This window comes from Thiobacillus sp., from assembly GCF_030696885.1.
GTDB lineage: Bacteria > Pseudomonadota > Gammaproteobacteria > Burkholderiales > Thiobacillaceae > Thiobacillus.
The window spans coordinates 113,876-137,470 of sequence record NZ_JAUYRI010000007.1; the positions used below are offsets into that span (position 1 = coordinate 113,876).

Consider the following 23,595-nt stretch of genomic DNA (forward strand, 5'->3'; position numbering starts at 1 on the left):
CATCCAACCCGCCCGCGCTTAGGGAAAATTTAGGTTTCCGCTAGCAAACACTTAGCAACGCGCCGGCCGCAGCCCGCCTATGCTTCCGGCTTCGGGTGCGGGGTGCGCCCGCCCACGACGAGGAGACGAACCATGAATGTCCATCTGACGCTGGCCGCGTGGCTGCTTGCCAGTTCGGCCGGCCTGGCTGTCGCTGGCCCGGCGGACGACATCCGCCACGGCCGCTATCTGATCCAGACCACCGGCTGCAACGACTGCCACACTCCCGGCTTCATGCAGAAGGATGGCCAGGTGCCCGAAAGCGAATGGCTGACCGGTGACGCGATGGGCTGGCAGGGGCCGTGGGGCACCACCTATCCCGCCAACCTCCGGCTGCTGGCGCACAGCCTGACCGAGGCGCAGTGGGTCGCCCGGGCCCGCCAGCCGATGCGGCCACCCATGCCCTCGCCCAGCCTGCGCGCGATGACCGACGCCGACCTGAAGGCGATCTACCGCTATGTGAAGAGCCTGCCGCTGAAGGGCCCGGCCGCGCCGGCCTACGTGCCGCCCGGCGGCAAGGTGGCGACCCCCTACCTCGACCTGACACCGAAGAACCTGCCGCCAGTGGCGACGAAGTAGGCGGCTTCAGGCCGATTGCAGGGCCAGCGGGCGATCGATATTGAGGCGGAAGCGCCCGCGCCCGGTTTTTTCCAGCGCGATCTGCGGGCAGCGTTCGGCCAGCCGCCGTTGCAGCAGGATGAGCCGCGTTTCCAGGTTGTCGGAAAGGTCCGGCAGGGGCAGGCGCGGATCGCGGCGCAGCTCGCGGTTGCAGAAATCGCGCCGGCCGCTCGCCAGGTGTTCGTTCAGCAGCGTCCACAAAATGCTGCCGGCCACGCCCTTTATCAAATAGCCGTTGTCGACGAACACGCTGTGGTCGTGGGCGAAGTAGCGTACCGCGAGCGGCGTGCCGCGGGGCTGCGTACGAGGCAGAGGGAGCGCCGCACTCTCCTCGTCGGGCAATGCCGCGATCCGGCTGACGAGCGCACCGAGGTGGCGGCCGTAGATCTGCAGCGCATCCTCGTCGGCGTGCCCGAAAAAGGCGTCGTGTTCGCTTTCGGCATAAAGCACGCCGAGCAGGCACTCACCGTCGACGACCGGCACCGCGATCTGGCTGTGCGCATCGGTCAGCACCGGCAGCGCGATGCGCGGCGTCGCCGGGTCGGCCACGCGCAGCGCGGCGTGATAGGTGTAGTCGCCGGTGCGGTGATTGATGCGGACCGGAATGCGCTCGCGCGCGGCGACGCCGATCAGACCTTCGCCCAGCGCGACCTCGGCGCCGACGCCCGAGGCCGGGTAGCCCAGGCTCGCAAGCGTGTAGAGCGCGTTGCCGGTTTCGTCTAGCATCGCCAGCTGCGCATGGCGGATGCCGAAGCCGTGTGTGAGCGCCGCCAGTGCGCGGTCGGCCAGCACCGCGAGGTCGTCGCACGTCCCCAGTTGGTCGAGCGTGCGCCGCAGCCCCAGCAAGGCATCCGGCCGTGGCGGTGCGGCCGGCAGGTGCGGATCGACGTTCTCGATATCAAGTACCTGGTAGACGTCGGCTCCGCGCAGCACGAACACCTTGTCCATGCCGGTCTGCGCCGCGATGCCGGCCAGCTGCGCCTTCATATATTCGAACAGCGGTCCCGCGGTTTCGGTGCGCAGGTAGCGCACCCGCAGGCGGAAATGGCGGAAGCTGCCGGGTTCGATCACCTGCACTTGCGCGTAGGGATGCGCCAGCACGTTCTCGCGCGTTTTGCTGAAAAACTGGAACGACAGCGCCACGTGTGCGGCGTCCACATAATGCACCTGCGAGGCGTAGGCCACATTCGGTATGCCGTCGGGCGAACAGGTCGACACCACCGCGGGCACTGCGCCGTCGAGGCAGGACCGCAGCGATTCGAGCGGGATCTTCATGCGCGCGCCAACACGCGGCCGGCCTGCGGCCCGGGCGTCTGGTCGAACACGACCTCGGGTACGAAACGCAGACCCGTCAGGTCGTCGGTCGGCAGCAGCGCTGCGAGTGCCGTGGCCAGATCGTCGCCGTAGCCGAGCGCGGCCAGCTCCGCGCCGAATCCAGCCACGCAGCGCGCGCTCGCCGCCCGGTGCGCGGCGGTCACCGCGACCCGTTCGGCGCGCGCCGCCTTCAGCTGCAGTGTGGCGTGCGTCGCCGGCCGGCTCGCCACCAGCGTGATCGCGCTGCCGGCGTCCAGCGCGTCGAGCACAGCGCGGCTGCGCACACTGGAAAGCAATACCGTCAGCGTGCGCCGGTCGCGCGCCACCACGATGCCCTGCGCGCGGCTCACGCACGGCCAGCCGTCGCGCCCGACCGCGCCGACGTTCATCGACAGCGGGCCTTGCAGGAAGGCGATCTGTTCGGGCGAGAGCAGCACGCTCATGGCATCAGGTACGGTACTCCGCGTTGATCTTCACGTAGTCGTAGGAAAAATCGCAGGTCCACACCGTGGCGTCGACGCTGCCGCGATTCAGCACGACGCGCACGGTGATCTCCGCTTCCTTCATTACCGCCGCACCCTGCGCCTCGGTGTAGCTCGCGGCGCGGCCGCCGTTTTCGGCGACGAGCACGTCGCCGAGGTAGACCTTCAAGGTATTCACATCGAGGTCGCTCACGCCGGCATAACCGATGGCGGCGAGGATGCGGCCGAGGTTGGGGTCGCTGGCGAAGAACGCGGTCTTGACCAGCGGCGAGCGTGCAATCGCGTAGGCGATCTGCTTGCATTCGGCGCGGTCGCGGCCACCCTCGACGGCAATCGTCATGAACTTGGTCGCGCCTTCGCCATCGCGCGCCATCGCCTGCGCGAGTTCGATCGCGACGTCACTCAGGGCGGCTTTCAACGCGGCATAGTCGGCGCTGGCGGCATCGGTGACTTCGGGGTTGCCGGCCTGGCCGGTGGCGATCAGGATGAAGCTGTCATTCGTGGACGTATCGCCGTCGACGGTGACGCAGTTGAACGACACGTCGGCGACGTCCTTTACCATGCGTTGCATCAGCGCCGGCGCGATCGCCGCGTCGGTCGCCACGTAGCCCAGCATGGTCGCCATGTTGGGGTGGATCATGCCGGAGCCCTTGGCGATGCCGGTCACCGTCACGGTCTTGCCGCCGAGCTGCATTTGTCGCGAGGCGCCCTTGGCGACAATGTCGGTGGTCATGATCGCGTGCGCGGCTTCGCTCCAATGGTTCGCAGCGAGATCGGCTTGGGCTGCGGGCAGTGCGGGCAGGATCTTGTCGATCGGCAGCGGCTCGAGGATCACGCCGGTGGAAAACGGCAGCACCTGTTCGGGTTTGATGCCGAAGAGATCGGCCACCGCCGCGCAGGTCCGGCGTGCGCGATTGAGGCCTTCCTCGCCGGTGCCGGCGTTGGCGTTGCCGGTGTTGATCAGCAGCGCGCGGATGTCGTCGCTGACCAGATGCTGTTTGCAGACCGTGACCGGGGCGGCGCAGAAACGGTTTTGCGTGAACACGCCGGCCACCTGCGAGCCCGGTGCCAGTTCGAACAGCGTGATGTCGCGCCGGCCGGGTTTCTTGATGCCGGCGGAGGCGATGCCGAGGCGAACGCCGGCAACCGGCAGCAGGGAAGCGGGATCAGGGGCGGCGAGGTTGACGGGCATGGCGGCAGACCGGAAGGAAAGCCGCTATTTTATTCTGCCCGCGTGCTTATTGCGTGCGCCCCAGCAGCCAGTCGAGGGTGCGGCGAAAACCCGGCCGCCACGGCCACACCGGGTCGAACTCGATCGAGCGCGCCAGCGCCGCCAGCGAAATCAGGCCGAACACCGAGAACAGCAGCTGTGAAACCAGCTGGCGCGGCGTGAGCACGCCGAAAGGAATATCCAGAAAGTCCGGGATATAGAACAGGCTGGCAAAGGCCGCGAAAAGGAAGGCCGGTCCGAGATACATGGTTATCGTTACCCGCGTTGTCGTTTTATACCGAGCTTGCGAGCAATGCATGTGCCAGCAGCAAAACCCCATTAAAAACAGCGACATGTGCCGCATGACTGGGGGCGCACTGTAAATAAAACCGACAGTTACTTTCCTGCTGGCATTGCGGCCAGCTTGCGCAGGATTTCATGCGACAGCGAGTAAAACCGCGGCGTCGGACCGAGATCCTCGTAAATCGGATCGCCGTAGTCGTCCTCGGCAATGATGCGGTTTCCCGGAATGTAGGGCATGGCGACTTCCAGCTCGTCGAGCGCGGCCCGGATCAGGTCGGCCATCAGCTGGGAATCGCTGCGGCCCGGGTACATCAGGTGCAGGGCTTCGACGCGAGCGGCGTCGCGCAGCGGCAAATGCACGGCATAGGCGCGCACGTCGGCGCGTGCGTGGCCCTCCTTGCTCCAGCGCTGGATCAGTTCGGCAATGCGCATGAACGTTCCTTAATCCCACGATGGTTTCGTTATAGCAAAGCACCCAGTGAGACAAGGACGGTCACGCAGGTAAATTCATCCTATTCCATGCGCCAGACGAGGGTTCGGTTGTTGGCCGGCATCGCGATGTCCTGCTGCAGAACCAGGCCCTGCGCGCGCGCCAGCGCGTCCACCGCCTCGAAATCGCGCACCCCGGAAGCGGGGTCGCGCGCCTTCAGCCAGGCGTCGAAGCGGGCGTTGCTCTCCGACGAGTAGGCGCCGTTGTAGTTGAACGGACCATAGATGACCAGCGTACCGCCGGACGCCAGTACCGCGCCGATGCCGGCAAAGCATTGCGCGACCTCGGGCCAGCTCATGATGTGCAGCGTGTTGGCGGAAAACACCGCGTCGTAGCGGCCGCCGTGCCAGGCCGTGTCGTTGGCGTCGAGCGCCAGCGGCGGCCGCACGTTGGGTAGCGCGGCGTCATCAAGCCAGGCGCGAATGCCGGCGTGGTGCGGCGGCACGTCGGCGGTCTGCCACACCAGATGCGGCAGCTCGGGCGCGAAATACACCGCGTGCTGGCCGGTGCCGCTGCCGATTTCCAGCACGTGGCGGCGGTCGGCAAACCAGATGCGCAGCACCGCCAGGATCGGCTCGCGGTTCTGCAAGCAGGATTCGGAGAAGGGCTTGTCAGTCATGTTTGATTTTCCATGTGAATCAGCCGGCCGTCGGCCAATAGCAGCGCGGCATGGACCGGCTTGCCGGCGTGGAGTTCGGCCAGCAGCGAGCGGTAGTCGGCCAGCTGCGCGCGATGGCGCTCGACCAGCTGCGCGTCGCTGACGCCGCGGCTGTCGTCGCCGGTCTTGTAGTCGATCAGCCAGATCGCATCATCGAATTCCACCACGCGGTCGAGCCGCTGCAGCCGGCCGCTGCGGTCCAGCAATGCCCATTCGCTGTGGGCGCAGCGGTACTGCGCAGGGTCGAAAAAGCGCGCCAGATGCGGCTGCGCCAGCAGCGCGCGGGCGGCCGCTTCGGTGCGGTCGAGTTGCGCCTCCAGCCCCAGGCGGGCGGCCAGCGCCGGCAGGTCGCGCGGCGCCCCGGGCGGCGCATGGTGTTCCAGGCAGGCATGGAAGAGCTCACCCATCGATGCCGCCGGATTGACTGCGAGCGGTGCGATGCGTTGCCCCACCGCCGGCGCATCAATGCGAGCCGACGGCGGGGCGGAGATGGCGGCTTCGGCCGCCGCGATCGGCAGATCGGCCGGCAGCGCCCGGCCTTTCCAGGCCGCGTCTACGCGCGCCAGCCAGGCGTTTTTGTGGGCGTCGCCGCTGACGATCAGCGCCTGTCGGGGACGGGTCAGCGCCACATACAGCAGGTTGTCGGATTCGCGTTGCGCGAGATCGGCTTCTTCTTTGAACCAGTCTTCCCGCGCGACGCCCCGGTCGTCCTGCCGACTGAACAGCGAAAAATGCAGCGGCCTTGGCGCCTCGGGCGGCCACGGTGCCAGCACCGCGTAGCTTTCCCCTTTCGGGTGGTCGCTGCCGCCCAGCAGCCAGACGATCGGCGCTTCCAGCCCCTTGGCACCGTGAATGGTCAGCAGCCGCACCGCGTTTTCGCCGTCGGCCGCCAGCCCCTCGCCGGGCGCGGCGTCACTGTCGTCGACCAGCGACGCCAGCTCACGCACGAAACCGGCCAGCGTCGGATAGCGTCCACCGTCCTGCGTCAGTGCCAGCTGCAAAAAGGCGCGCAGGTTGGCGGCCACCTGCGGCCGCATCGCCTCGGACACCGCGGCGGCATAGCGCGCCTCGACATCACCCTCGAAATAGATGCGGTCGAGCAGGTCGTGCACCGGCAGCGTACCGACGTGGGCGCGCCAGCGGGTCAGCAGTCGCGCCGCGCGTGTGAGTGTCGCGGGACAATCGGGCGCGGCGGCGAGCGCGAGCAGCTGTTCCCAGCCGCGCAGCGCGTCGCCAGGCGCAAACACTTGCAGCAGCTCGTCGTCGCTACAGCCGAAGATCGGGCACTTCAGCACGTGTGCCAGCTTCAGCTCGGCGTGCGGCAGCAGCAGGGTTTCGATCAGCGCAATTACATCCTGCGCTTCCAGCGCGTGCAGCAGGCCGCCGCGGCGCGAGGTGATGAAGGGGATGCGCGCCTTCTCCAGCTCGCGTTCGTACAGATGCAGGTGGGTGCGCTTCTTCACCAGCGCCATGACGTCGCCGGGGCGCGCCGCGCGCAGGGCGCCCGTCTTGTCCGCCACGCCCCAGCGCCCCAGCACCTCGTCGCGCAGCACGCGGGCAAATTGCCGCGCCTCTTCGTGCACGGCGCGGTCGTCAGCCTCCGGTTGTGGCGTGGTGAGCGGGTTGCGCAGTCGACTCCACACGTCGGCCTCGGCTCTATCGGCCTGCACCGGCAGGCAGCGGAGTGCGCCAGCGCGACTTTTGTTTGCCGGCGCGTGCGTGTGCTCGGCAAAGCCTTCGATGCCGGCGAATACCGGGTTGAGCGCCTGCACCACCGCCGGCGCCAGCCGCCGCGTCATGTCGGTGCTGAAGCGCGGCGCGTCGAAATGCGCCGCCAGGAATGCCGCCGCCGCGTCGAACACGCGCGCTTCGCCGCGGCGGAAACGATAAATCGCCTGCTTGGGATCGCCCACCATGAATACTGTCATGTCGCTGTCGGCACCGTGTGCTTCGGCGAGCCAGGTCGACAGCGCCTGCCACTGCAGCGGGTTGGTGTCCTGGAATTCGTCGAGTAACAAATGTTTGTAGCGCGCATCCAGCTTCAGCGCCAGTGCCGGCGCGTGTTCCTCGCTGGCGAGCAGGCGGCAGGCCAGCCACTCGGCGTCGGCGAAGTCGATCACCCCCTGCTGCGCCTTGGCGTCCTGATACGCCGCCAGTAGCGCGTGGCCGAGCAGTAGGCCATGGCGGTTGAGCGCCCAGATGCGCTGGTCGGTCTGGATCGCGGCGATTTTTTCGAGCGCGGTTTCCAGCGTGTCGAGGTCACGCAGATAGGCGTCGAGCCCGGCGCCGAGCGCTTTTTCCAGTTCCTTCGTCGCCTGTTTCTTGCGCCGCTGGCCCGCGGTCATCAGGTGCTTCATCAGCGCGGCGTGCGCGGCGTCGGGCGGCAGACTCAGACTGCGCTGGATTTCCGGCGCACGCGCCTGTTCGCTCTTGCCGCCTTTTTCCAGCGCAAAGCCCACCCGCTTCACCCGCGCCACCATCAATTCGTCGGCCCAGAAGCCCGCTACCGGATCGCTGTCCAGATCGGGGAGCAGGCCGGGCCGCAACGCTTCCAGCGCATGGGTCACCGGGTCGGCGGCCTGTTCCGTGTAGGCCCACCATTCCGCGCGTGCATCGAGAAAATGCCGCAGCAGCGCGCGCAGGTTGTGCTCGCCGATGTCGCCCAGCAGGGCGAGCAGGGCGCCACCTTCCGGAGATTCTGGCGAAGAGGCCCACTTCGCCAGCAAGCGGTCGCGCACCTCGTCCTGCAGCTGCCGGGTGCGCTCCAGCAATGGCGCTCCCCAGGGTAGTCCGGCCTCCAGCGGCGCGCGTTTCAAGAGATCGAGAAACCAGCCGTGAAACGTCGTCACCGTCGGTCCCGGCTGCGCGATCAATACCGTTTCCAGCAGGCCGCGCGCGCGCGGCAACAGCGCGTCGATGTCGTTCTCCGCCACGTCGCGATCGCGCAGGAATGTCCGCACCGTCGCGTCGTCTTCCAGCGCCAGCACGCGCAGCCACTCGTGCAGGCGGTCGGTCATTTCCTGCGCCGCCTTGCGCGTGAACGTGATCGCCAGCAATTCCGAGGGCGCGGCGCCTGCCAGCAGCAAGCGCAGCATGCGCGACACCAGGAGCCAGGTCTTGCCGCTGCCGGCGCAGGCTTCCACTACGCACGAGGCGTGCGGATTGAGTGCGACTGCGTTGTCGAGCGGTTCACGCATCCCACATCCCCTTGCGGCACAGTCCGCGCGCTTCGCAATATTTGCAGACACTGTCGACGCCATGGGCCGGCAACGCGGCGTGCCGGGCGATCGCTTCGAGCAGCTCGGGCAGGCGCAGGCTGATCGCGGCGACGTCGGTTTCGCCGTCGAGTTCGAGCGCGGCGACGGGGGCTTCGTTGATCGGCAGGTAGGCGGCGGCGGCCTCGCACAGCCAGGCATAGAAGGGCAGCTGCACGGCTTCGTCGGGCGCCTTGAGTTTCTTCTTTAGGCCCTGCGCGGCGCTGGTCTTGTAGTCGATCACGTAGCGAGCGTCGGCTTTTGCATCGACTCGGTCGACGCGGCCGTGCAGGGTGATCTCGCCCAGGCCTTCAACGCTGTATGGCACGGCGAAATCGGTTTCGCCGGACTTATAGCGCCAGCCGGCAGATGCGTGCGCCAGCCAGGCGTCGATGTAGGCGGGCTGGATGCTGTCCCACCGGCTTGCCCAGGCGGCGGCGGTGTACGCGGGCAGGGTAGCGAACTCGGCGGTGGAGCAGGCATTCAGCTGCGTCAGCGCAGCGTCGCGTTCGAGCGGCGGATCGCTGTCGTGAAAGGCCTTGAGGATGCGGTGCAGCGCGTTGCCGTAGTCGCTCTTGTCGAGCGCTTCGTCGGCCTCGTCGAGTTCACGCAGGCCGAGCACGCTGCGTGCGAAGAAGCGGTAGGGGCAGTCGAGCAGGGTCTGGTAGGCGGTGGGCGAATAGTGCCGCGGCAGCTGCGCGGGCGTGACCGTTGGCGCGGGCTGCACGCAGGCAGCAGGCAGCGGGCTCGCCTGCGTGGGCGGCGCGCCGGGGGCCTGCGTCGGCAGATCGCTGCCCCACGCGGCCCGGTGCAACGCCTGCAGCCGCAGCACCAGCGGCGAGGCGGGGTTGGGCTCGTCGTCGTTCCACGCCTGCCAGCTGATGAGCGCGGGCCCCTGGACCAGCAGCTGCATCAGGTCGGCGGTCGCTGCCGCGGCGTCGTCGACGGCCGTCGGCAGGCCCAGTTGCCCGCGCGTGGCCTGCGAAAACAGGCCCGGCGCGGGGCGCGCGGGCAGGTGACGGGCGTCGGCGCCGATCACCGCGACGGCGTCGAACAGGCGCCCGCGCGCGGCGGGCAGCGAGGTCAGCACGAGGGGGCTGGCGACGCTGGCGTCGATGAAGCTCGCCGATTCCAGCGCCAAGTTGAGCCAGCGCCTCCATTCGTTGAAGCCGTATTTTTCGGTGTCGTCGGCCAGGTCGCGGCGTAGGTCTTCGAGTGTTTCGAGTACGCGGGCGCCGGCGGCGTCGGCCTTGAGCGGGGTTCCAGCATCCAGCCTGGCGAGGCTGTCGGCGAGGCGGGTGAGCCAAATGACGAGCGGGGCGCGGCGTTGCACGAACGCCTGGTGCGCGTCGAACAGCGCGGCCAGCCAGTCCGGCAACGTGCCGAATTCGCGCTGTGCCAGTCGCCGGATATCGGCCATGCCCTGCGACACGCCGTGGCGGCGCAGCGCCAGCTCGAATGTCAGCACCTGATCCTGGCGCGCGGTGGGCGCGCCCAGCACGAAGGGCGACTTCAGCAGGTCGAGCAATTCGACATGGGGAAAGTCGCTCGCGACGCATTCCAGCCAGCGGTCGATCACCGCGGCGGCAGCGGTGGTCGACAGCGTCCAGCCGGTTTCGTCGGCCACCAGCACGTCCATGCGCTCGAGCAGCGCGCGCACCCGCCGCGCGGTTTCGCGGTCGAGTGCGATCAGGGCGAGGTCGCGCTTGCCTGCATTGAGCTGCGCGGCCACCCAGCTGGCGACGGCGCGCGCTTCGGCTTCCAGATGCGGCGCGGGGGCAAGCATCAGGCGATCCCGCAGCGGCGAGACGGGGAGGCGCTGCACCAGCGCGAGGGCGCGGTCGCGCAGCGGCGGATCGGTTTGCATCCAGGCCTGGTGCAGCGTGTGGGCCAGCGGGGCCTCGGCGTCCGCTTCGAACAGGATGAGCGGGGCGTGTTCGGCGCAGCGCGCGAGGAACTGCCGCTCGACGGCGGTGAGCGTGCCCAGCGCGTAGCCATAGATCGGTTGCGGCGCTGCCGCGATCTGTTCGGCCAGCGCATCGAGCGCGCGCGCGTAGCGCGCCTGCGGATCGTGGCCGTCGCGGTTGAGCGTTTGCCACACCGCCTCGATCAGTGCGGTTTCGCGGTCGAGCGTGTCGGCGTGTAGCGCGCGGATCTGCGAGCCGATATCGCCGCCCAGGCGCGCGGCCGACAGTTCGTCGGCCAGCGCCAGCAGTTCGCCGGCGAGCGTCCAGCGGTCGACGCTGCCGAGCCAGTCGGTTTGACGCAGCACGCCATGCAGCTGTGCCAGCCGCCGCGCCTGCGGCTCGGCATGGCCGGCGGCCACACTGTCGGCCCAGCTTTTCAGCGGCGTGATCCGCGGCGGAATCAAAACGGCGCGACCGGCTGCCTGCGCCAGCGCGCGGGCGAAGTCCTGCCCGGCGCGCAGGTTGGGGACAAGCACGGTCAGCCCGGACAGGTCGGGCAGGCGGTCGGCGTGGTGATCGAGCAGGTGGTGGGCGACAGCATGCGGCAGCGCGCCGTCGCCGAAAGTGTTCAAGCGGCTCAGCGCTCCAGGTACTGGCGTTTGTCCTTGGTCTGGGCCCATTCGTCGGCGTCAGGCAGCGGGTCCTTGCTTTCGAGGATGACCTTCCATTCCTTGGCAAGCTCAGCGTTCAGCGCGATGTAGGCACGCTGGTCGTCCGGCACGTCGTCTTCGGCGAAAATGGCTTCCACCGGGCATTCGGCCACGCAGAGGGTGCAGTCGATGCACTCCTCGGGGTCGATGACGAGGAAGTTGGGGCCTTCGTGAAAGCAGTCGACCGGACAGACGTCGACACAGTCGGTATATTTGCACTTGATGCAGGCGTCGGCTACAACATAAGTCATTCGGATTTACCCAGATGGATGGAAAAAGCCCCGGTTGCTTGCGGGCGGCAATTTTGATGTAGCATATCGGCACAAAACCGAATTTTCCAGCTTTACCGTCAGCGTCAAACGCACCCAGGCCAGTTCCGGCTATCCCCTTCCCTGATTAGGAGCTTCACCAAATGAGCGAGCATGTTCATTACATATCCGACGATTCCTTCGAGCAGGAAGTCCTGCAGGCCGGTGTACCGGTGCTGGTGGACTACTGGGCGGACTGGTGCGGCCCTTGCAAGATGATCTCGCCGATCCTCGACGAAGTCGCCAAGGAATACGCCGGCAAGCTCAAAGTGTGCAAACTCAATATCGATGAAAACCAGGCCACGCCGCCCAAGTTCGGCATCCGCGGCATCCCCACCCTGATGATCTTCAAGAACGGCAACGTCGAAGCCACCAAGGTCGGTGCGCTGTCCAAGTCGCAGCTCACCGCTTTTGTTGATAGCAACATCTGAATATGCATTCCCCGGACGAAGTGCCCCGCGAGCCGTCTGAGCCCGCAGCATCGTCCGGCCCCACCCCTCCCCCAAGTCCGGCTCCTTCAAGCGAGCCCATTCAGGCCTCCCCCATGCATCTTTCCGAGCTCAAGCAAAAACCCATCACCGAACTTCTCGAAATCGCCGCCACCAGCGGCATCGACAACGCCAACCGCTTTCGCAAACAGGAGCTGATTTTTGCCATCCTGAAGGCGCAGGCCAAGCGCGGCGAGAGCATCTACGGTGACGGTGTGCTGGAAGTGCTGCCGGATGGCTTTGGGTTCCTGCGGTCGCCGGAATCCTCGTATCTGGCCAACACCGACGACATCTACGTGTCGCCGTCGCAGATCCGCCGCTTCAACCTGCACACCGGCGACACGATCGAAGGCGAGATCCGCACGCCGAAGGACGGCGAGCGCTATTCGGCGATGACCAAGCTCGACCTGATCAACAGCGAGCCGCCCGAGGCGAGCAAGAACAAGATCCTGTTCGAGAACCTCACCCCGCTGCATCCGGACAAGCCGCTGAAACTTGAGCGCGACATCAAGGCCGAGGAAAACATCACCAGCCGCATCATCGACATCGTCGCGCCGATCGGCAAAGGGCAGCGCGGCCTGCTGGTCGCGCCGCCGAAGTCCGGCAAGACGGTGATGCTGCAGCACATCGCGCATGCCATCTCGTCCAACCACCCCGACGTCGTGCTGTTCGTGCTGCTGATCGACGAACGCCCGGAAGAAGTGACCGAGATGAGCCGCACCGTGCGCGGCGAAGTCGTGGCATCGACCTTTGACGAACCCGCCAGTCGCCACGTTCAAGTGGCCGAAATGGTGATCGAGCGCGCCAAGCGCCTGGTCGAACACAAGAAGGACGTGGTGATCCTGCTCGACTCGATCACCCGCCTGGCGCGCGCCTACAACACCGTGCAGCCGGCCTCCGGCAAGGTGCTCACCGGCGGCGTCGACGCCAACGCGCTGCAGAAGCCCAAGCGCTTCTTCGGCGCCGCGCGCAACATCGAGGAAGGCGGCAGCCTGACCATCCTCGCCACCACGCTGGTCGACACCGGCAGCCGCATGGATGACGTGATCTACGAAGAATTCAAGGGCACCGGCAACCTGGAAATCCACCTCGACCGCAAGATGGCCGAGAAGCGCCTCTACCCCGCGATCAACGTCAACCGCTCCGGCACCCGCCGCGAGGAACTGCTGATCCCGCCGGAGCTGCTGCAAAAGGTCTGGGTGCTGAGGAAGTTGCTGTACCCGATGGACGACATGGAAGCGATGGAGTTTCTGGTCGACAAGATCCGCGCTGCCAAGAACAACGCGGACTTCTTCGACTCGATGCGGCGCGGCTAATAGCCGGCCGGACGCACGCAGGCGCTGCCTGCGGATTCACATAGCGCGTCCCAGACAACCCCCTGATTGAATGAACGGCCCGGGCTAGCCCTGCGCCGGCCGCGGATTGTGCCAGCGCCCGCCGGCCAGCAGCAGGTCGGCCTCCTGCGGCCCCCAGGTGCCGGGCTCATAGGCATAGGCCGGGTCGCGGTGCGACAGCACCCGCTCCACCACATTCCACGCCGCCTCCACCGCGTCCTGCCGCGCGAACAGCATTGCCTCGCCGTCCAGTGCGTCGCCGAGCAGGCGCTCGTAGGCGCTCATCTCGTCCGGGTGGTCGTTGCAGACATACAGTTCCACCGGCCGCCCCACCATGCGGTCGCCGGCGTTCTTGGTGCGTGCGCCGAGCGCGATCGACACCGTGGGGGACAGCCGCATGCGCAGGTAATTGGGCGCGAGCGGTCCGGATTCGGAGAGGGCGAACACGCGTTGCGGCGGCAGCTGGAATTCGGCGCGGATCTCGGTGGTGGTGACCGGCAGCTTTTTGCCGGTGCGCACAATGAAGGGCACGCCCGCCCAGCGCCAGGTATCGACAAAGAAACGCACCGCGGTGAAAGTTTCGGTGTCCGATCCGTGCGCGACGCCTTCCTCGTTGCGGTAGCCCTCGTACTGCCCGCGCACGATGTCGCCGGGTTCGAGCGGGCGGATGGCCTTGAGCAGCTTGGCCTGTTCGTCGCGGATCGCCTCGGCGCTGGTGCCCAGCGGCGGCTCCATGGCCAGCAGCGCCAGAATCTGAAGCAGGTGGTTCTGCATTACGTCGCGGATCGCGCCGACGGAATCATAGAAGCGCCCGCGCCCCTCGACGCCGAAGTTTTCCGCCATCGTGATCTGGATCTGGCGGATATGGTTGCGGTTCCAGATCGGCTCGAGGAAGGAATTGGCGAAGCGGAAATAGAGGATGTTCTGCACCGCCTCTTTGCCGAGATAGTGGTCGATGCGGAAGATGCCCGATTCCGGCAGCGCCTCGTGCAGCGTGGCGTTCAGCGAGCGTGCTGACTCGAAGTCGCGCCCGAAGGGTTTTTCGACCACCACGCGCGCATTGTCCGTACAGCCCGCACCGGCCAGCCCGCGCACCACCACGGGAAACATCGACGGCGGAATCGCGAAGTAATGCAGCGGCCGTTGCCGGTGTTCGAGGGCGCGCCGCAGCGCATCATAGGTGGCGGGGTCTTCATAATCGCCGTTGATATAGGTCAGCAGGCTGCCGAGGTTGCGAAACACCGATTCGTCCATGCCGGCGCTGCCAAATTCGGTGATACCGGCGTGGGCGTGGGCACGCAGCCGTTCCAGATCCCAGCCCGGGGAATGCGCGACGCACAGGATGGGGGGCAGGGTGCGGCCGTGTCGCAGCATGTCGTACAGCGCAGGAAAGATCTTGCGTCGGGCCAGGTCTCCGGTGGCGCCAAACAGAACCAGTGCATCGGAGGAAAGCTTGTCGGCCATGGTACAACCCGGAAGAAGGAGGTGCGCCAATCATAAACGACTCCCCCGAAGCTTTCGCAGCGGCGCGCGGCCCCTGCCCGTAGAATGGGCCGGGTGACATCCGGCTTGATTCCGCCCGCCAGATCCCCTATACTCCCGCGTTCTCCGAATTCAACCCATTTTAAGGAATTGCCATGAAAGCCGGCATTCACCCCAATTACAACGAAGTGACCGTAACCTGCTCCTGCGGCAGTACGTTCGTAACCCGCTCCACGCTGGGCAAACCCGCCCTGCACGTGGAAGTCTGCTCGTCCTGCCATCCGTTCTACACCGGCAAGCAGAAGATCGTCGACACCGCGGGTCGCGTCGAGAAATTCCGCCAGCGCTACGGCATGAAGTCCACCGCGGCTTGAAGCCTGACGGCGCATGCGTGAAAAAGCGGCTTCGGCCGCTTTTTGCATTTTTGCGCCGCGCCGACGGTATCATTGTCTGCATGCCGATCAGGAGGAACCCGTCGTGACAGTCAGGACAGTTCGCCGCATCGCCACCATTGCGCTGGGCGCGCTGGCGCTGACCCATTGCGCGCAGAACCCTGTCTCCGGGGACAAGGACTTCGTGCTGATGTCCGAGCAGCAGGAAATTCAGCTCGGCGCCCAGGCCCACCAGGACGTGCTGAAGGAATACGCTGCGCTGGAGAATCCGGCGCTGCAGGCCTATGTGAACAGCGTCGGCCAGCGGCTCGCGCAGCAGAGCCACCGCCCCCAGCTGCAATGGCATTTCACCGTGGTCGACAGCCCCGACGTCAACGCCTTTGCCCTGCCCGGCGGCTACGTCTACATCACGCGCGGCCTGATGGCCTATCTGAATTCCGAAGCGGAGCTGGCCGGCGTGATCGGTCACGAGATCGGCCACGTTACCGCGCGCCACGGTGTGCGCCAGCAAAGCGCTGCGACCGCCGCCAGTCTGGGCGCGGTGCTCGGCTCGATCCTGGTGCCCGGGATGAACAACCAGGGCGGCGCGACGCTGCTGCAAACGCTGGCGCAGGCCTGGACCGCAGGCTACGGCCGCGAGCACGAACTGGAATCCGACCGCCTCGGCGCCGAATATCTGGCGAAGACCGGCTACAGTCCACAGGTGATGATCGACGTCATCGGCGTGCTGAAAAACCAGGAGCTGTTCGCCGCCGAGCAGGCGCGCCGCGACGGTCGCCCGGTGCGCACTTACCATGGCACCTTCGCCACCCACCCCAGCAACGACGCGCGCCTGCAGCAGGTGGTGGGGGAGGCGAATCAGTACAGCGTCGCCAACCCGCGCGAGGGCCGCAATGAATATCTGCAGAAGATGGCGGGCGTCTACTTTGGCGACAGCCCCGATCAGGGCCTCATCCGCAACAACATGCTGCTCCACTCGAAGCTCGGCCTGGCAATCCAGTTTCCGCCCGGCTGGCGGGTGCAGAACCGCCCCGACCGCGTGCTGGCGCTGAGCCCGAAAGGTGACGCGTTGGTCGAACTGCGACAGGGCCCGAAAAACGACCAGCCGCTGGATACGCTGCAACGAGGCGTCAAGCTCGATGCCGGCGCGCGCTACGACAGCGGCAGCCTCAGCGGCTATCCGGCCGCCTTTGCGGCCGGCGCGCAGCAGGGCCGGCCGGTGGTGGTGGCGGCGGTGGTGTTCAGCGGCACCCAGTACCTGATCGGCGGCATGGCCTGGGACAAGGCGGTCTACGAGCGCGAGCGCAACGCGCTCAGGAGCACGATCAACAGCTTTCGCGCGATCACCGCCGAGGAACGGCAGACCGCGCGGCCCTATGTGCTGAAACTGATCACGGCGCAGCCTGGCACGACCCTGGCGAGCCTCGCGCGGCAGTCGCCGCTGGGCCCCGACGCCGAAAGCCAGTTGCGCCTGATGAATGCCCTTTACCCAAGCGGCGAGCCCAAGCCGGGCCAGCGCCTCAAAATTGTTCAGTAAGCGCGCGTTCTCCCCTTCTCAGCACCCGCAAGGGGTACGCCGGTGGGTGCCCCGCTGCTGCGCAGCGACCCTTCCGCAGCTGGGCCTGCTGTTGCTGTGCGCCGCCTGGCTGCTGCCGGGCCTGGTGGGGCACGCGCCATGGAAGGGCGGCGACGGTGGCCACTTCGTCAAGTTGTGGCTGCTCACCACCGGCGCGCTGTCATCCGACGCCGCCGTGCCGCCGTTGTATTACTGGGTGGCGAGCGCCACCGCCTGGCTGACTTCGCCGCTGCTGGCGCTGCACGACGGCGCGCGGCTGGCCTCGGGGCTGTTCGTCGCGCTGGCGCTATTTTTCGTCGCGCGCACCGCCCGCGCCCTGTATGGCGTCGAAGCGGGCTGGGCAGCGGCGCTGACCCTTCTGGGCTGCATGGGCCTCCTGGTGCGCGGCCATGAACTCAATGCCGCGACCGCCCAGTTCGCCGCCGCCGCCATCATGCTGTACGGCATCGCCAATCTGCCGCGCGATGCCCGCGGGTGGTCGAGTGCTGGCGCGCTGGGCGGCGGCGCGGTGCTGATGCTGCTGGCGGGCGGCACCGCGGAAGCGGTGATGTTTCTTGTGATCGCCGCGTTGTTGCAGGGTGTGCTGGAGGATTACCGCACCCCAGCGGCGCGCCGCGCGCTGGCCTGGGGCATCGGTGGCGCGCTGCTGGTCGGCGCCGCCTGGGTGGCGTTTTCAGCTGTGCAGGACAGGCCGTGGCACACGTTCAGCCTGCAGCGCTGGCAGGGGGGCGACGGCCTGCATCCCGGTTATTACCTGAGCATACTCGGCTGGTATGCGTGGCCGGCGTGGCCGCTGGCGGCGTGGGCAGTGTATCGCGGTCGTCGCCAGTGGCGCACGCCAGGCACCGTGCTGCCGGTGGTCGCGCTGGCAGGCCTGCTCGGCCTGTATGCCTTCGATGCGCAGCCCGGCGAGGAGCAGGGCTTGATTCTGTTGTTGCCGCTGGCGCTGCTGGGCGCGGCCGGCCTGTTCACGCTGCGGCGCGGCGCGGCCAATGCGCTGTTGTGGTTCGGACTCATGCTGTTCGGCTTTCTCGCGCTGCTGCTGTGGGTCTACTGGAGTGCGCACGACCTGGGCACGCCGGCGCGGCTGGCGGCGCGGCTCACCCGGCTGGGCATGACCGAAGTCGGCACCTGGCGGCCGTGGGCGCTGGCGCTGGGCCTCGCCGTCACGCTGGTCTGGGTGCTTTTTCTCAGCCGCATCGAGCGCTCGCCGCTGCGCCCCATGCTGGTGTGGACCGGCAGCATGACCTTTGTCTGGGTGCTGCTGATGGCGCTGTTCCTGGCGCCGCTCGACCGTCGCCTGTCCTACGTCAGCGTGGCCGCCGAGCTGACGAAACGGGTACCGGCCGTGGCGTGCATCCAGTCGCACCAGGTGCGCAGCGAACAGCGCCTGCTGCTGATCTATCACAGCGGCCGCCAGCTGGTGCCGGCAGACGTCGGCTGCGACTGGCTGCTGGTGGAAACCCGCCGCCGCGAGGCCGAGCCGCATGTCGCGGACGACTGGATCAAGCTGTGGGAGGGCGCCCGCCCGGGCGACCGCTCCGACCGTTTTCATCTCTATGCCCGCCACTAGGGGGCTCGATATGGCCCGCGTCGCCGCCGTCATCCTGGCCGGCGGCCAGGGCCTGCGCATGGGCGGCGTCGACAAGGGCGTGCTGAACTATCAGGGACATCCGTTGATCGAATGGGTGCTTGCCGCGCTGGCGCCGCAAGTCGGGCAGCTTGTGATCAGCGCCAACCGCAATCTCGATGCCTATGCGGCCTATGGTTATCGCGTCCTGCCGGACACCCTGCCCGATTACCCCGGCCCGCTGGCGGGGGTGCTGGCCGCGCTCGATGCGGTAGAGGCCGACTGGCTGCTGGTGGTGCCCTGCGATACGCCGCATCTGCCCGCCGATCTGGCCTTGCGCTTGCTGGGCGCAGCGCAGCTGGAGAGCGTGCCGTTGGCGGTGGCGGCGGACGCGGGGCGTGTGCACTACAGCTGCTTCATCGTGCGCACCGACCAGCGCGACGACCTTGCCGCTTATCTGGCGCGCGGCGAACGCGCGGTGCGCCACTGGCAGGCGGGGCTGGCTTCGACGGCGGTCCGCTTCGATGCGGCCTGCTTCGCCAACATCAATCAGCCGCGCGATCTGCAGGCCGATTGAGTCCCCAGCTTGAAGCACCACGGCGCCGCGAAACTGCGCCCGGCGCGACAGCATCATTTCACAATAAGGAGACATGCCATGAAGACTGCCATCCCATCCTTTTTGCTTGCCGGCGCAATGCTGTTATGCGCGGGGCCGGTTGCGGCCGTGGACACGGCCGCGACGCCGTGGGGGCAGGCAACGCTGAATGAGACGGCCTATGCCCCCCAAAAAGCGGTCTACGACGTGGCCGTGTCGAACACGAAGGAGCTCGAAGGCGTGATCGACCGCGTGAGCTTCCTCAACAACATTTATCAGGCCAACCCGTTTGACTCTGCCATTGTGGTGGTGCTGCATGGCGACGAGATCCCGATGTTCGCCACCCGGAATCTGCGCAAGTATCGCGAACTGATGGAGCGGGCGCACAGTCTCACCCAGGCGGGTCCGATCGAGTTCCGCATGTGCGTGGTGGCGGCGCGCTCGCGGGGCTTCAAGCCGGAGGACATCCACGGCTTCGTGAAAATGGTGCCGATGGCGGACGCCGAGATTGTCAAACTGCAACGGGAGGGCGGCTATGCTTACATGCGCTGATTCACGCGGGCTGGTTCTAGCCTGCGCCCTGCTGGCGGGTGGTCCGGCCGCGGCCGCGGCACCGGTGGAAACGCCGTATGCGGCGGTCAGCCTGCCGTTTGAACTGTTGCGGGTGCCGGGCACCCCGGTGTATTACATCGAAGGCCTGTCGGGCGTACCCGATTCGGTGAATCAGGGCCACACGTCGAATGCCGGCTTTGTGGTCACCGATGCCGGGGTGGTGGTGTTCGATGCGCTCGGCACGCCGGCGCTGGGTTACCGGATGCTGCAGCGCATCCGCGAAGTGACCGACAAGCCGATCAAATATGTCGTCGTCAGCCACTACCATGCCGACCACATCTATGGCCTGCAGGCCTTCAAGGAACACGGCGAGGCGCCGGTGGTGCTGGCCCAGCGCGGCACCCTCGGCTACGCCGGCGGGACCGCGGACAGCCAGGGCGAGGATGCCGCGCGTCGGCTCGAGCAGCGCCGCGAGGCCCTGTTCCCCTGGGTCGACGAGAAGACCTTCATTGTCGTGCCGGACGAAGTCTTCGATCAGGAAAAGCGCTTCGAACTGGGCGGCGTCCAGTTCGAGATCCACCATCTCGGGCCGGCGCATGCGCCGGGCGATTCCATCATGCTGGTGAAGAACTACGGCGTGCTGTTTGGCGGCGACGTGCTGTACGGCGGCCGCGTGCCCTTTCTCGACAGCCCCGAAACCGACATCAAGCGGTGGCTGGCGGGTCTGGATTACATCGCCGGCCTGAAAAATCAAGTGCGCTACATCATTCCCGGCCACGGCACGCTGTCGGATGACGCCGGCCAGGTGGTAGAAGCCACCCGCGATTACATTCTGTACGTGCGCGCGGCGATGGCCCGTGCGGTCCAGGACTTCGTGCCCTTCGACGAGGCTTACCGCAACACCGACTGGTCGCGTTACGAAAAGCTGCCTGCCTTCGACGGCAGCAACCGCGGCAATGCCTACCGCATCTATCTGGATGAGGAAGCGCGATCCCTGAAGAAGTAGGTGGGACGCACCCGGCCCCGGATCATTCGTGGGCGATTTTCTTGTCGGTGAACAGATAGTCCCGCAGCTCCTTGTCGAAGCGTGGGTCCTTGCGACGGATCCACTCCAGCACCATCGCGGCGTGTTCCTTTTCCTCGTCGCGATTGTGCTTGAGGATGGCGCGCAATTCCGGATCCTTGCAGGCGTCCACGCGCTGGTTGTACCAGTCCACTGCTTCGAGCTCTTCCATCAGCGAGGTGATGGCGCGGTGCATGTCGCGCGTTTCCGTGCTGAGTTCTTCGATCGGTTCGTGATAACCCTCGTTCGACATGTGTCGTTCCCTTTGTGTCGTGGCAGAAAAGTGTCCGGCTAGCGCGGACGGTTTATTTGAAGCGTGTGGTGGCGGAGCGCACCGCTTCGCTGACCGATTCCCATGCCAGCTCGACGCCGGCTTTCAGGTCGTGCCAGGCGCCTTCGCTTGCGGATTCAACCTCGTTCAGCTTGCTGCGGGCGTGGTCGCGCGCGCTGCGCAGGGCCTCGATCTGCTTGTTGTATTCGGCGCGGGCTTCCGCTTCGGCCTTGTGGGCCGCCTGATCGGCCTTTACCGATAGCGCATCGATGTCGGCATTCCATTCGTCAAGCTTGGCGTGCATCTTTTGCACAAATTCGTCTTTGGTGCTCATGTCGTTCTCCTTATAAGCGGGACACTACAAGTGTAGCGGGTCAGGCACGGCTGCGCCCAACCCGCGATCGTGTCGGCGGATTTATCTGGATTTCGACGTGAAACCGTCGGGTCGGTCAGCTTTCTTCGTTGTGGGATTCGTCATCGCTGGCTGGAGGCGACGGCTTGCGTTTGTGGTCACCCAGCTTGCCGAGCGTGCTGTCGAGCGAGCGTTTCAGTTTCTGGGTTGCGCCGTCGATGGCCTGGTGGAGTGTATTGGCCTCGTCGGTGACCGCGATCGGCTGACGGCCGGCCACCCGGGCCTCCATCAGGCAGCGCTTGTCGTTTTCGCCGGCCTTTTGACCGTTGCTGTCGCTGAGGTGGATTTCCACCCGGGTGACCTCGTTGCTGAAGCGGTCCAGAGCCTTGCGGACCACTTCTTCGGCGTGGCGGCCGAGGGCTTCGCGTCCGACGACGCTTTCGTCCGTATTGAATTGAACTTGCATGGGATTCCTCCGTGAATGGGGTGGATAGACGTGCACGCCGCCGTGTTTGGGCGGCGGATCAGAATCGTGTGATCACTGGTTCGAGGCCGAGGGCGCCGCCGAGTTCAGTCAGCGCCGTCGGCACCACACTAATCAGCCTTGCCGGCTCTCCCCAATCTGCGCGCAATACTGCTGCAGATGGTCGGGCACGCCCGGCGGGCAGGTGCCGCATTCGCGGTTGCCCGGCACGGCGTAGTCGATGAACTTGGGATAGGCGAGCTTGAGGTTGTTCATCAGCACGACGAAGTCTTCCAGCGTGCGGTCGCCGCCGAGACGGGGGTTGCGCGCCTTTTCCTGGCCGATGGTGCTGATGCGGCGCTGCTCGTAGTCATGCGCCGGGTAGACCAGGGTGTCGTCGTCGTAGGAAAAAAGTTTCCCGCGCACCGAGTGGTAGAGCGCCGCCGGGTCGCCGCTCTGAAAGTCGGTGCGGCCGCAGGCTTCGATCAGCAGCGCGTCGCCGGTGTAAAGCCGGCCGGCGTGCGCGTAGGCGAAGTGGTTGTCGGTGTGGCCGGGGGTGTGGATCGGCGCCAGTTCGATCGAGCCCATCTTGAACGGCACGCCATCGACGATGCCGACGTCGGTGCACGGCAGCGCGTCGAGCGCGGGGCCGACGATGCGGCTGTCGGCGATGGCCTTCAGTTTCTTCGCCGAGGTGATGTGGTCGGCGTGGATATGGGTCTCGACCGTGAACGCGAGCTTCAGCCCCAGCGCGTTGACTTCGGCCAGGTCGCGTTCCCAGGTCGGCAGCACCGGGTCGATCAGCAGCGCCTGCCCGGTCTCCTCGCAGCCGAGCAGATAGGTGTAGGTGCTGGAAACGGGTTCGAACAGTTGTTTGAAAATCATGCGAGCCTCCTGAAATCGTCTCAAGGTGCGGCAAGCACCTCGTCCAGAAGTTCCACCCAGTGTTTCACCGGGATTGTCGTGCCTGATTGTAGATGGGTGAGGCAACCGATGTTGGCGGTGGCGATCAGCTCCGGCTGGCCGGCCTGCAGGTGGCCCAGCTTGCGCGCCTTGAGCGCATCGGCGATTTCGGGCTGCAGGATCGAATAGGTGCCGGCCGAACCGCAGCACAGGTGCTTCTCAGCCACGGGCGTGAGGTCGAACCCGGCGTCGGTCAGCAGCGCCTCGACGCCGCCGCCGAGTTTCTGACCGTGCTGCAGCGTGCAGGGAGGGTGGTAGGCGATGCGTTTTTGGGTGAGGGGTGAGGCGTGAGGGGTGAGGGATTTCAGCGCGGCCGCTTCGCCAACGAGGATTTCCGAGATGTCCTTCGTCGCGGCCGCTACCCGCGCTGCTTTTTCCGCGTAAGCGTCGTCGTGGCGCAGCAGCCAGCCGTAGTCCTTCACCATCACGCCGCAGCCCGAGGCGGTCATCACGATCGCTTCCGCGCCGGCGTCGAGGTGCGGCAGCCAGGCGTCGATGTTGCGGCGTGCGGCGGCAAGGCCGGCGTCGGTGTCGTTGAGGTGATGCGCCAGCGCGCCGCAACAGCCGGCCTCGTCCGCGGCGATCAGCGATATGCCGAGGCGGTCTAGCACGCGCGCGGTGGCGCTGTTGATGTTGGGCTTGAGGCCGGGCTGCACGCAGCCCTGCAACACCAGCATGCGGCGCGCATGGCGCGGCTGTGGCCAGTGGCCTGCGGCTTCCGCAGCGGGGACGCGGGCTTTCAGGGCGGCGGGCATCAGGCTGCGCACACCCTGGCCGAGCTTCAGCGCGCTGTTGAACAGCAGCGGCGAGCCGAGACCGGTTTTCAGCGCGGCGCGCGCGGTGCTGTCACGTATGCCACGGCCGACGGCGTCCTCGACGATGTGGCGGCCGATGTCGAGCAGCTTGCCGTATTCGACGCCCGACGGGCAAGTGGTTTCGCAGTTGCGGCAGGTCAGGCAGCGGTCGAGGTGGAGCTGGGTCTTGGCGGTCGGCGTTGCGCCCTCGAGCACCTGCTTCATCAGGTAGATGCGACCGCGCGGCGAATCAAGCTCGTTGCCGAGAATCTGGTAGGTGGGGCAGGTGGCGAGACAGAAACCGCAATGCACGCAGCTGCGCAGAATGCGCTCGGCAGTGTCCCCGTCGGGGGTATTGCGGTAGGCGTCGGCGAGCGTGGTCTGCATAGGGATTAAGGCGGGCGCGT

Annotated in this window: 24 protein-coding genes; 9 read left to right on the forward strand and 15 right to left on the reverse strand. The window is 66.7% G+C overall.

Annotation, left to right across the window (positions count from 1 at the left end; translation table 11 throughout):
- Positions 1-132 precede the first annotated feature (132 nt).
- Positions 133-618, forward strand: a complete 486-nt coding sequence (locus Q8R61_RS03135) for a c-type cytochrome (RefSeq protein WP_305534108.1) — start codon at positions 133-135, stop codon at positions 616-618.
- A gap of 6 nt (positions 619-624) precedes the next feature.
- On the opposite strand, the gene Q8R61_RS03140 is transcribed toward Q8R61_RS03135, so the two are convergent.
- From Q8R61_RS03140 to fdxA, 9 genes are all read right to left on the reverse strand, one after another.
- On the reverse strand, positions 625-1,932 hold the full coding sequence (locus Q8R61_RS03140; protein WP_305534110.1) for a GAF domain-containing protein: 1,308 nt from the start codon (positions 1,930-1,932) through the stop codon (positions 625-627).
- Positions 1,929-2,414 carry a hypothetical protein gene (locus tag Q8R61_RS03145; RefSeq protein ID WP_305534112.1) on the reverse strand — a complete coding sequence of 162 codons (486 nt, stop codon included), beginning with the start codon at positions 2,412-2,414 and terminating at the stop codon, positions 1,929-1,931. The genes Q8R61_RS03140 and Q8R61_RS03145 overlap by 4 nt, the downstream gene beginning before the upstream one ends.
- Positions 2,415-2,418: 4 nt before the next feature.
- Positions 2,419-3,645 (reverse strand): bifunctional glutamate N-acetyltransferase/amino-acid acetyltransferase ArgJ, encoded by a 1,227-nt coding sequence (gene argJ, locus Q8R61_RS03150; protein ID WP_305534114.1) that lies wholly within the window; start codon positions 3,643-3,645, stop codon positions 2,419-2,421.
- Between the two features lie 46 nt (positions 3,646-3,691).
- Entirely contained in the window at positions 3,692-3,931 is a 240-nt protein-coding gene (locus Q8R61_RS03155) for a hypothetical protein (protein ID WP_305534116.1), read from the reverse strand.
- 128 nt (positions 3,932-4,059) lie between these two features.
- Positions 4,060-4,398 (reverse strand): type 1 pili tip component, encoded by a 339-nt coding sequence (locus tag Q8R61_RS03160; protein ID WP_305534118.1) that lies wholly within the window; start codon positions 4,396-4,398, stop codon positions 4,060-4,062.
- Between the two features lie 80 nt (positions 4,399-4,478).
- The gene (locus tag Q8R61_RS03165; protein ID WP_305534120.1) at positions 4,479-5,075 is read right to left on the reverse strand and encodes a DUF938 domain-containing protein; all 597 of its coding nucleotides are present in this window, start codon (positions 5,073-5,075) and stop codon (positions 4,479-4,481) included.
- On the reverse strand, positions 5,072-8,311 hold the full coding sequence (locus tag Q8R61_RS03170; protein ID WP_305534121.1) for an exodeoxyribonuclease V subunit beta: 3,240 nt from the start codon (positions 8,309-8,311) through the stop codon (positions 5,072-5,074). Before Q8R61_RS03170 ends, Q8R61_RS03165 begins: the two co-directional genes overlap by 4 nt.
- A complete protein-coding gene (locus Q8R61_RS03175) occupies positions 8,304-10,907 on the reverse strand; it encodes a PD-(D/E)XK nuclease family protein (RefSeq protein WP_305534123.1) in 2,604 nt (867 codons plus the stop codon). Before Q8R61_RS03175 ends, Q8R61_RS03170 begins: the two co-directional genes overlap by 8 nt.
- Before the next feature lie 5 nt (positions 10,908-10,912).
- Positions 10,913-11,236, reverse strand: a complete 324-nt coding sequence (gene fdxA / locus Q8R61_RS03180) for a ferredoxin FdxA (protein WP_305534125.1) — start codon at positions 11,234-11,236, stop codon at positions 10,913-10,915.
- A gap of 161 nt (positions 11,237-11,397) precedes the next feature.
- On the opposite strand from fdxA, the gene trxA reads away from it, so the two are divergent.
- Positions 11,398-11,724 (forward strand): thioredoxin TrxA, encoded by a 327-nt coding sequence (gene trxA / locus Q8R61_RS03185; protein ID WP_011310549.1) that lies wholly within the window; start codon positions 11,398-11,400, stop codon positions 11,722-11,724.
- 113 nt (positions 11,725-11,837) lie between these two features.
- Complete coding sequence (rho, locus tag Q8R61_RS03190) at positions 11,838-13,097, forward strand: transcription termination factor Rho (protein WP_305534134.1); 1,260 nt, start codon at positions 11,838-11,840, stop codon at positions 13,095-13,097.
- Positions 13,098-13,181: 84 nt separating this feature from the next.
- On the opposite strand, the gene zwf is transcribed toward rho, so the two are convergent.
- Positions 13,182-14,579, reverse strand: coding sequence for a glucose-6-phosphate dehydrogenase (gene zwf, locus Q8R61_RS03195; RefSeq protein WP_305534136.1), 1,398 nt, complete (start codon positions 14,577-14,579; stop codon positions 13,182-13,184).
- A 173-nt stretch (positions 14,580-14,752) separates the two neighbouring features.
- Between zwf and rpmE the strand changes: the two genes are divergently transcribed.
- The 6 genes from rpmE to Q8R61_RS03225 all read left to right on the forward strand — a co-directional run bounded on the left by rpmE (position 14,753) and on the right by Q8R61_RS03225 (position 20,288).
- The gene (gene rpmE, locus Q8R61_RS03200) at positions 14,753-14,971 is read left to right on the forward strand and encodes a 50S ribosomal protein L31 (protein WP_305534138.1); all 219 of its coding nucleotides are present in this window, start codon (positions 14,753-14,755) and stop codon (positions 14,969-14,971) included.
- A gap of 103 nt (positions 14,972-15,074) precedes the next feature.
- A complete protein-coding gene (locus tag Q8R61_RS03205) occupies positions 15,075-16,526 on the forward strand; it encodes a M48 family metalloprotease (RefSeq protein ID WP_371133543.1) in 1,452 nt (483 codons plus the stop codon).
- Positions 16,527-16,572: 46 nt separating this feature from the next.
- Complete coding sequence (locus Q8R61_RS03210; RefSeq protein WP_305534143.1) at positions 16,573-18,138, forward strand: glycosyltransferase family 39 protein; 1,566 nt, start codon at positions 16,573-16,575, stop codon at positions 18,136-18,138.
- 10 nt (positions 18,139-18,148) lie between these two features.
- Positions 18,149-18,712 carry a molybdenum cofactor guanylyltransferase MobA gene (gene mobA, locus Q8R61_RS03215; protein WP_305534145.1) on the forward strand — a complete coding sequence of 188 codons (564 nt, stop codon included), beginning with the start codon at positions 18,149-18,151 and terminating at the stop codon, positions 18,710-18,712.
- A gap of 78 nt (positions 18,713-18,790) precedes the next feature.
- A complete protein-coding gene (locus Q8R61_RS03220) occupies positions 18,791-19,282 on the forward strand; it encodes a DsrE family protein (RefSeq protein ID WP_305534147.1) in 492 nt (163 codons plus the stop codon).
- Positions 19,266-20,288, forward strand: coding sequence for an MBL fold metallo-hydrolase (locus tag Q8R61_RS03225; RefSeq protein WP_305534149.1), 1,023 nt, complete (start codon positions 19,266-19,268; stop codon positions 20,286-20,288). Before Q8R61_RS03220 ends, Q8R61_RS03225 begins: the two co-directional genes overlap by 17 nt.
- A gap of 22 nt (positions 20,289-20,310) precedes the next feature.
- On the opposite strand, the gene Q8R61_RS03230 is transcribed toward Q8R61_RS03225, so the two are convergent.
- The 5 genes from Q8R61_RS03230 to glcF all read right to left on the reverse strand — a co-directional run bounded on the left by Q8R61_RS03230 (position 20,311) and on the right by glcF (position 23,575).
- Positions 20,311-20,598, reverse strand: coding sequence for a ferritin-like domain-containing protein (locus Q8R61_RS03230; RefSeq protein WP_305534151.1), 288 nt, complete (start codon positions 20,596-20,598; stop codon positions 20,311-20,313).
- 52 nt (positions 20,599-20,650) lie between these two features.
- Complete coding sequence (locus Q8R61_RS03235; RefSeq protein ID WP_305534153.1) at positions 20,651-20,950, reverse strand: coiled coil domain-containing protein; 300 nt, start codon at positions 20,948-20,950, stop codon at positions 20,651-20,653.
- 115 nt (positions 20,951-21,065) lie between these two features.
- A complete protein-coding gene (locus tag Q8R61_RS03240; protein ID WP_305534155.1) occupies positions 21,066-21,434 on the reverse strand; it encodes an HPF/RaiA family ribosome-associated protein in 369 nt (122 codons plus the stop codon).
- 132 nt (positions 21,435-21,566) lie between these two features.
- On the reverse strand, positions 21,567-22,316 hold the full coding sequence (locus Q8R61_RS03245) for an MBL fold metallo-hydrolase (RefSeq protein ID WP_305534157.1): 750 nt from the start codon (positions 22,314-22,316) through the stop codon (positions 21,567-21,569).
- A 20-nt stretch (positions 22,317-22,336) separates the two neighbouring features.
- Entirely contained in the window at positions 22,337-23,575 is a 1,239-nt protein-coding gene (glcF, locus tag Q8R61_RS03250; protein ID WP_305534159.1) for a glycolate oxidase subunit GlcF, read from the reverse strand.
- Between the last annotated feature and the right edge of the window lie 20 nt (positions 23,576-23,595).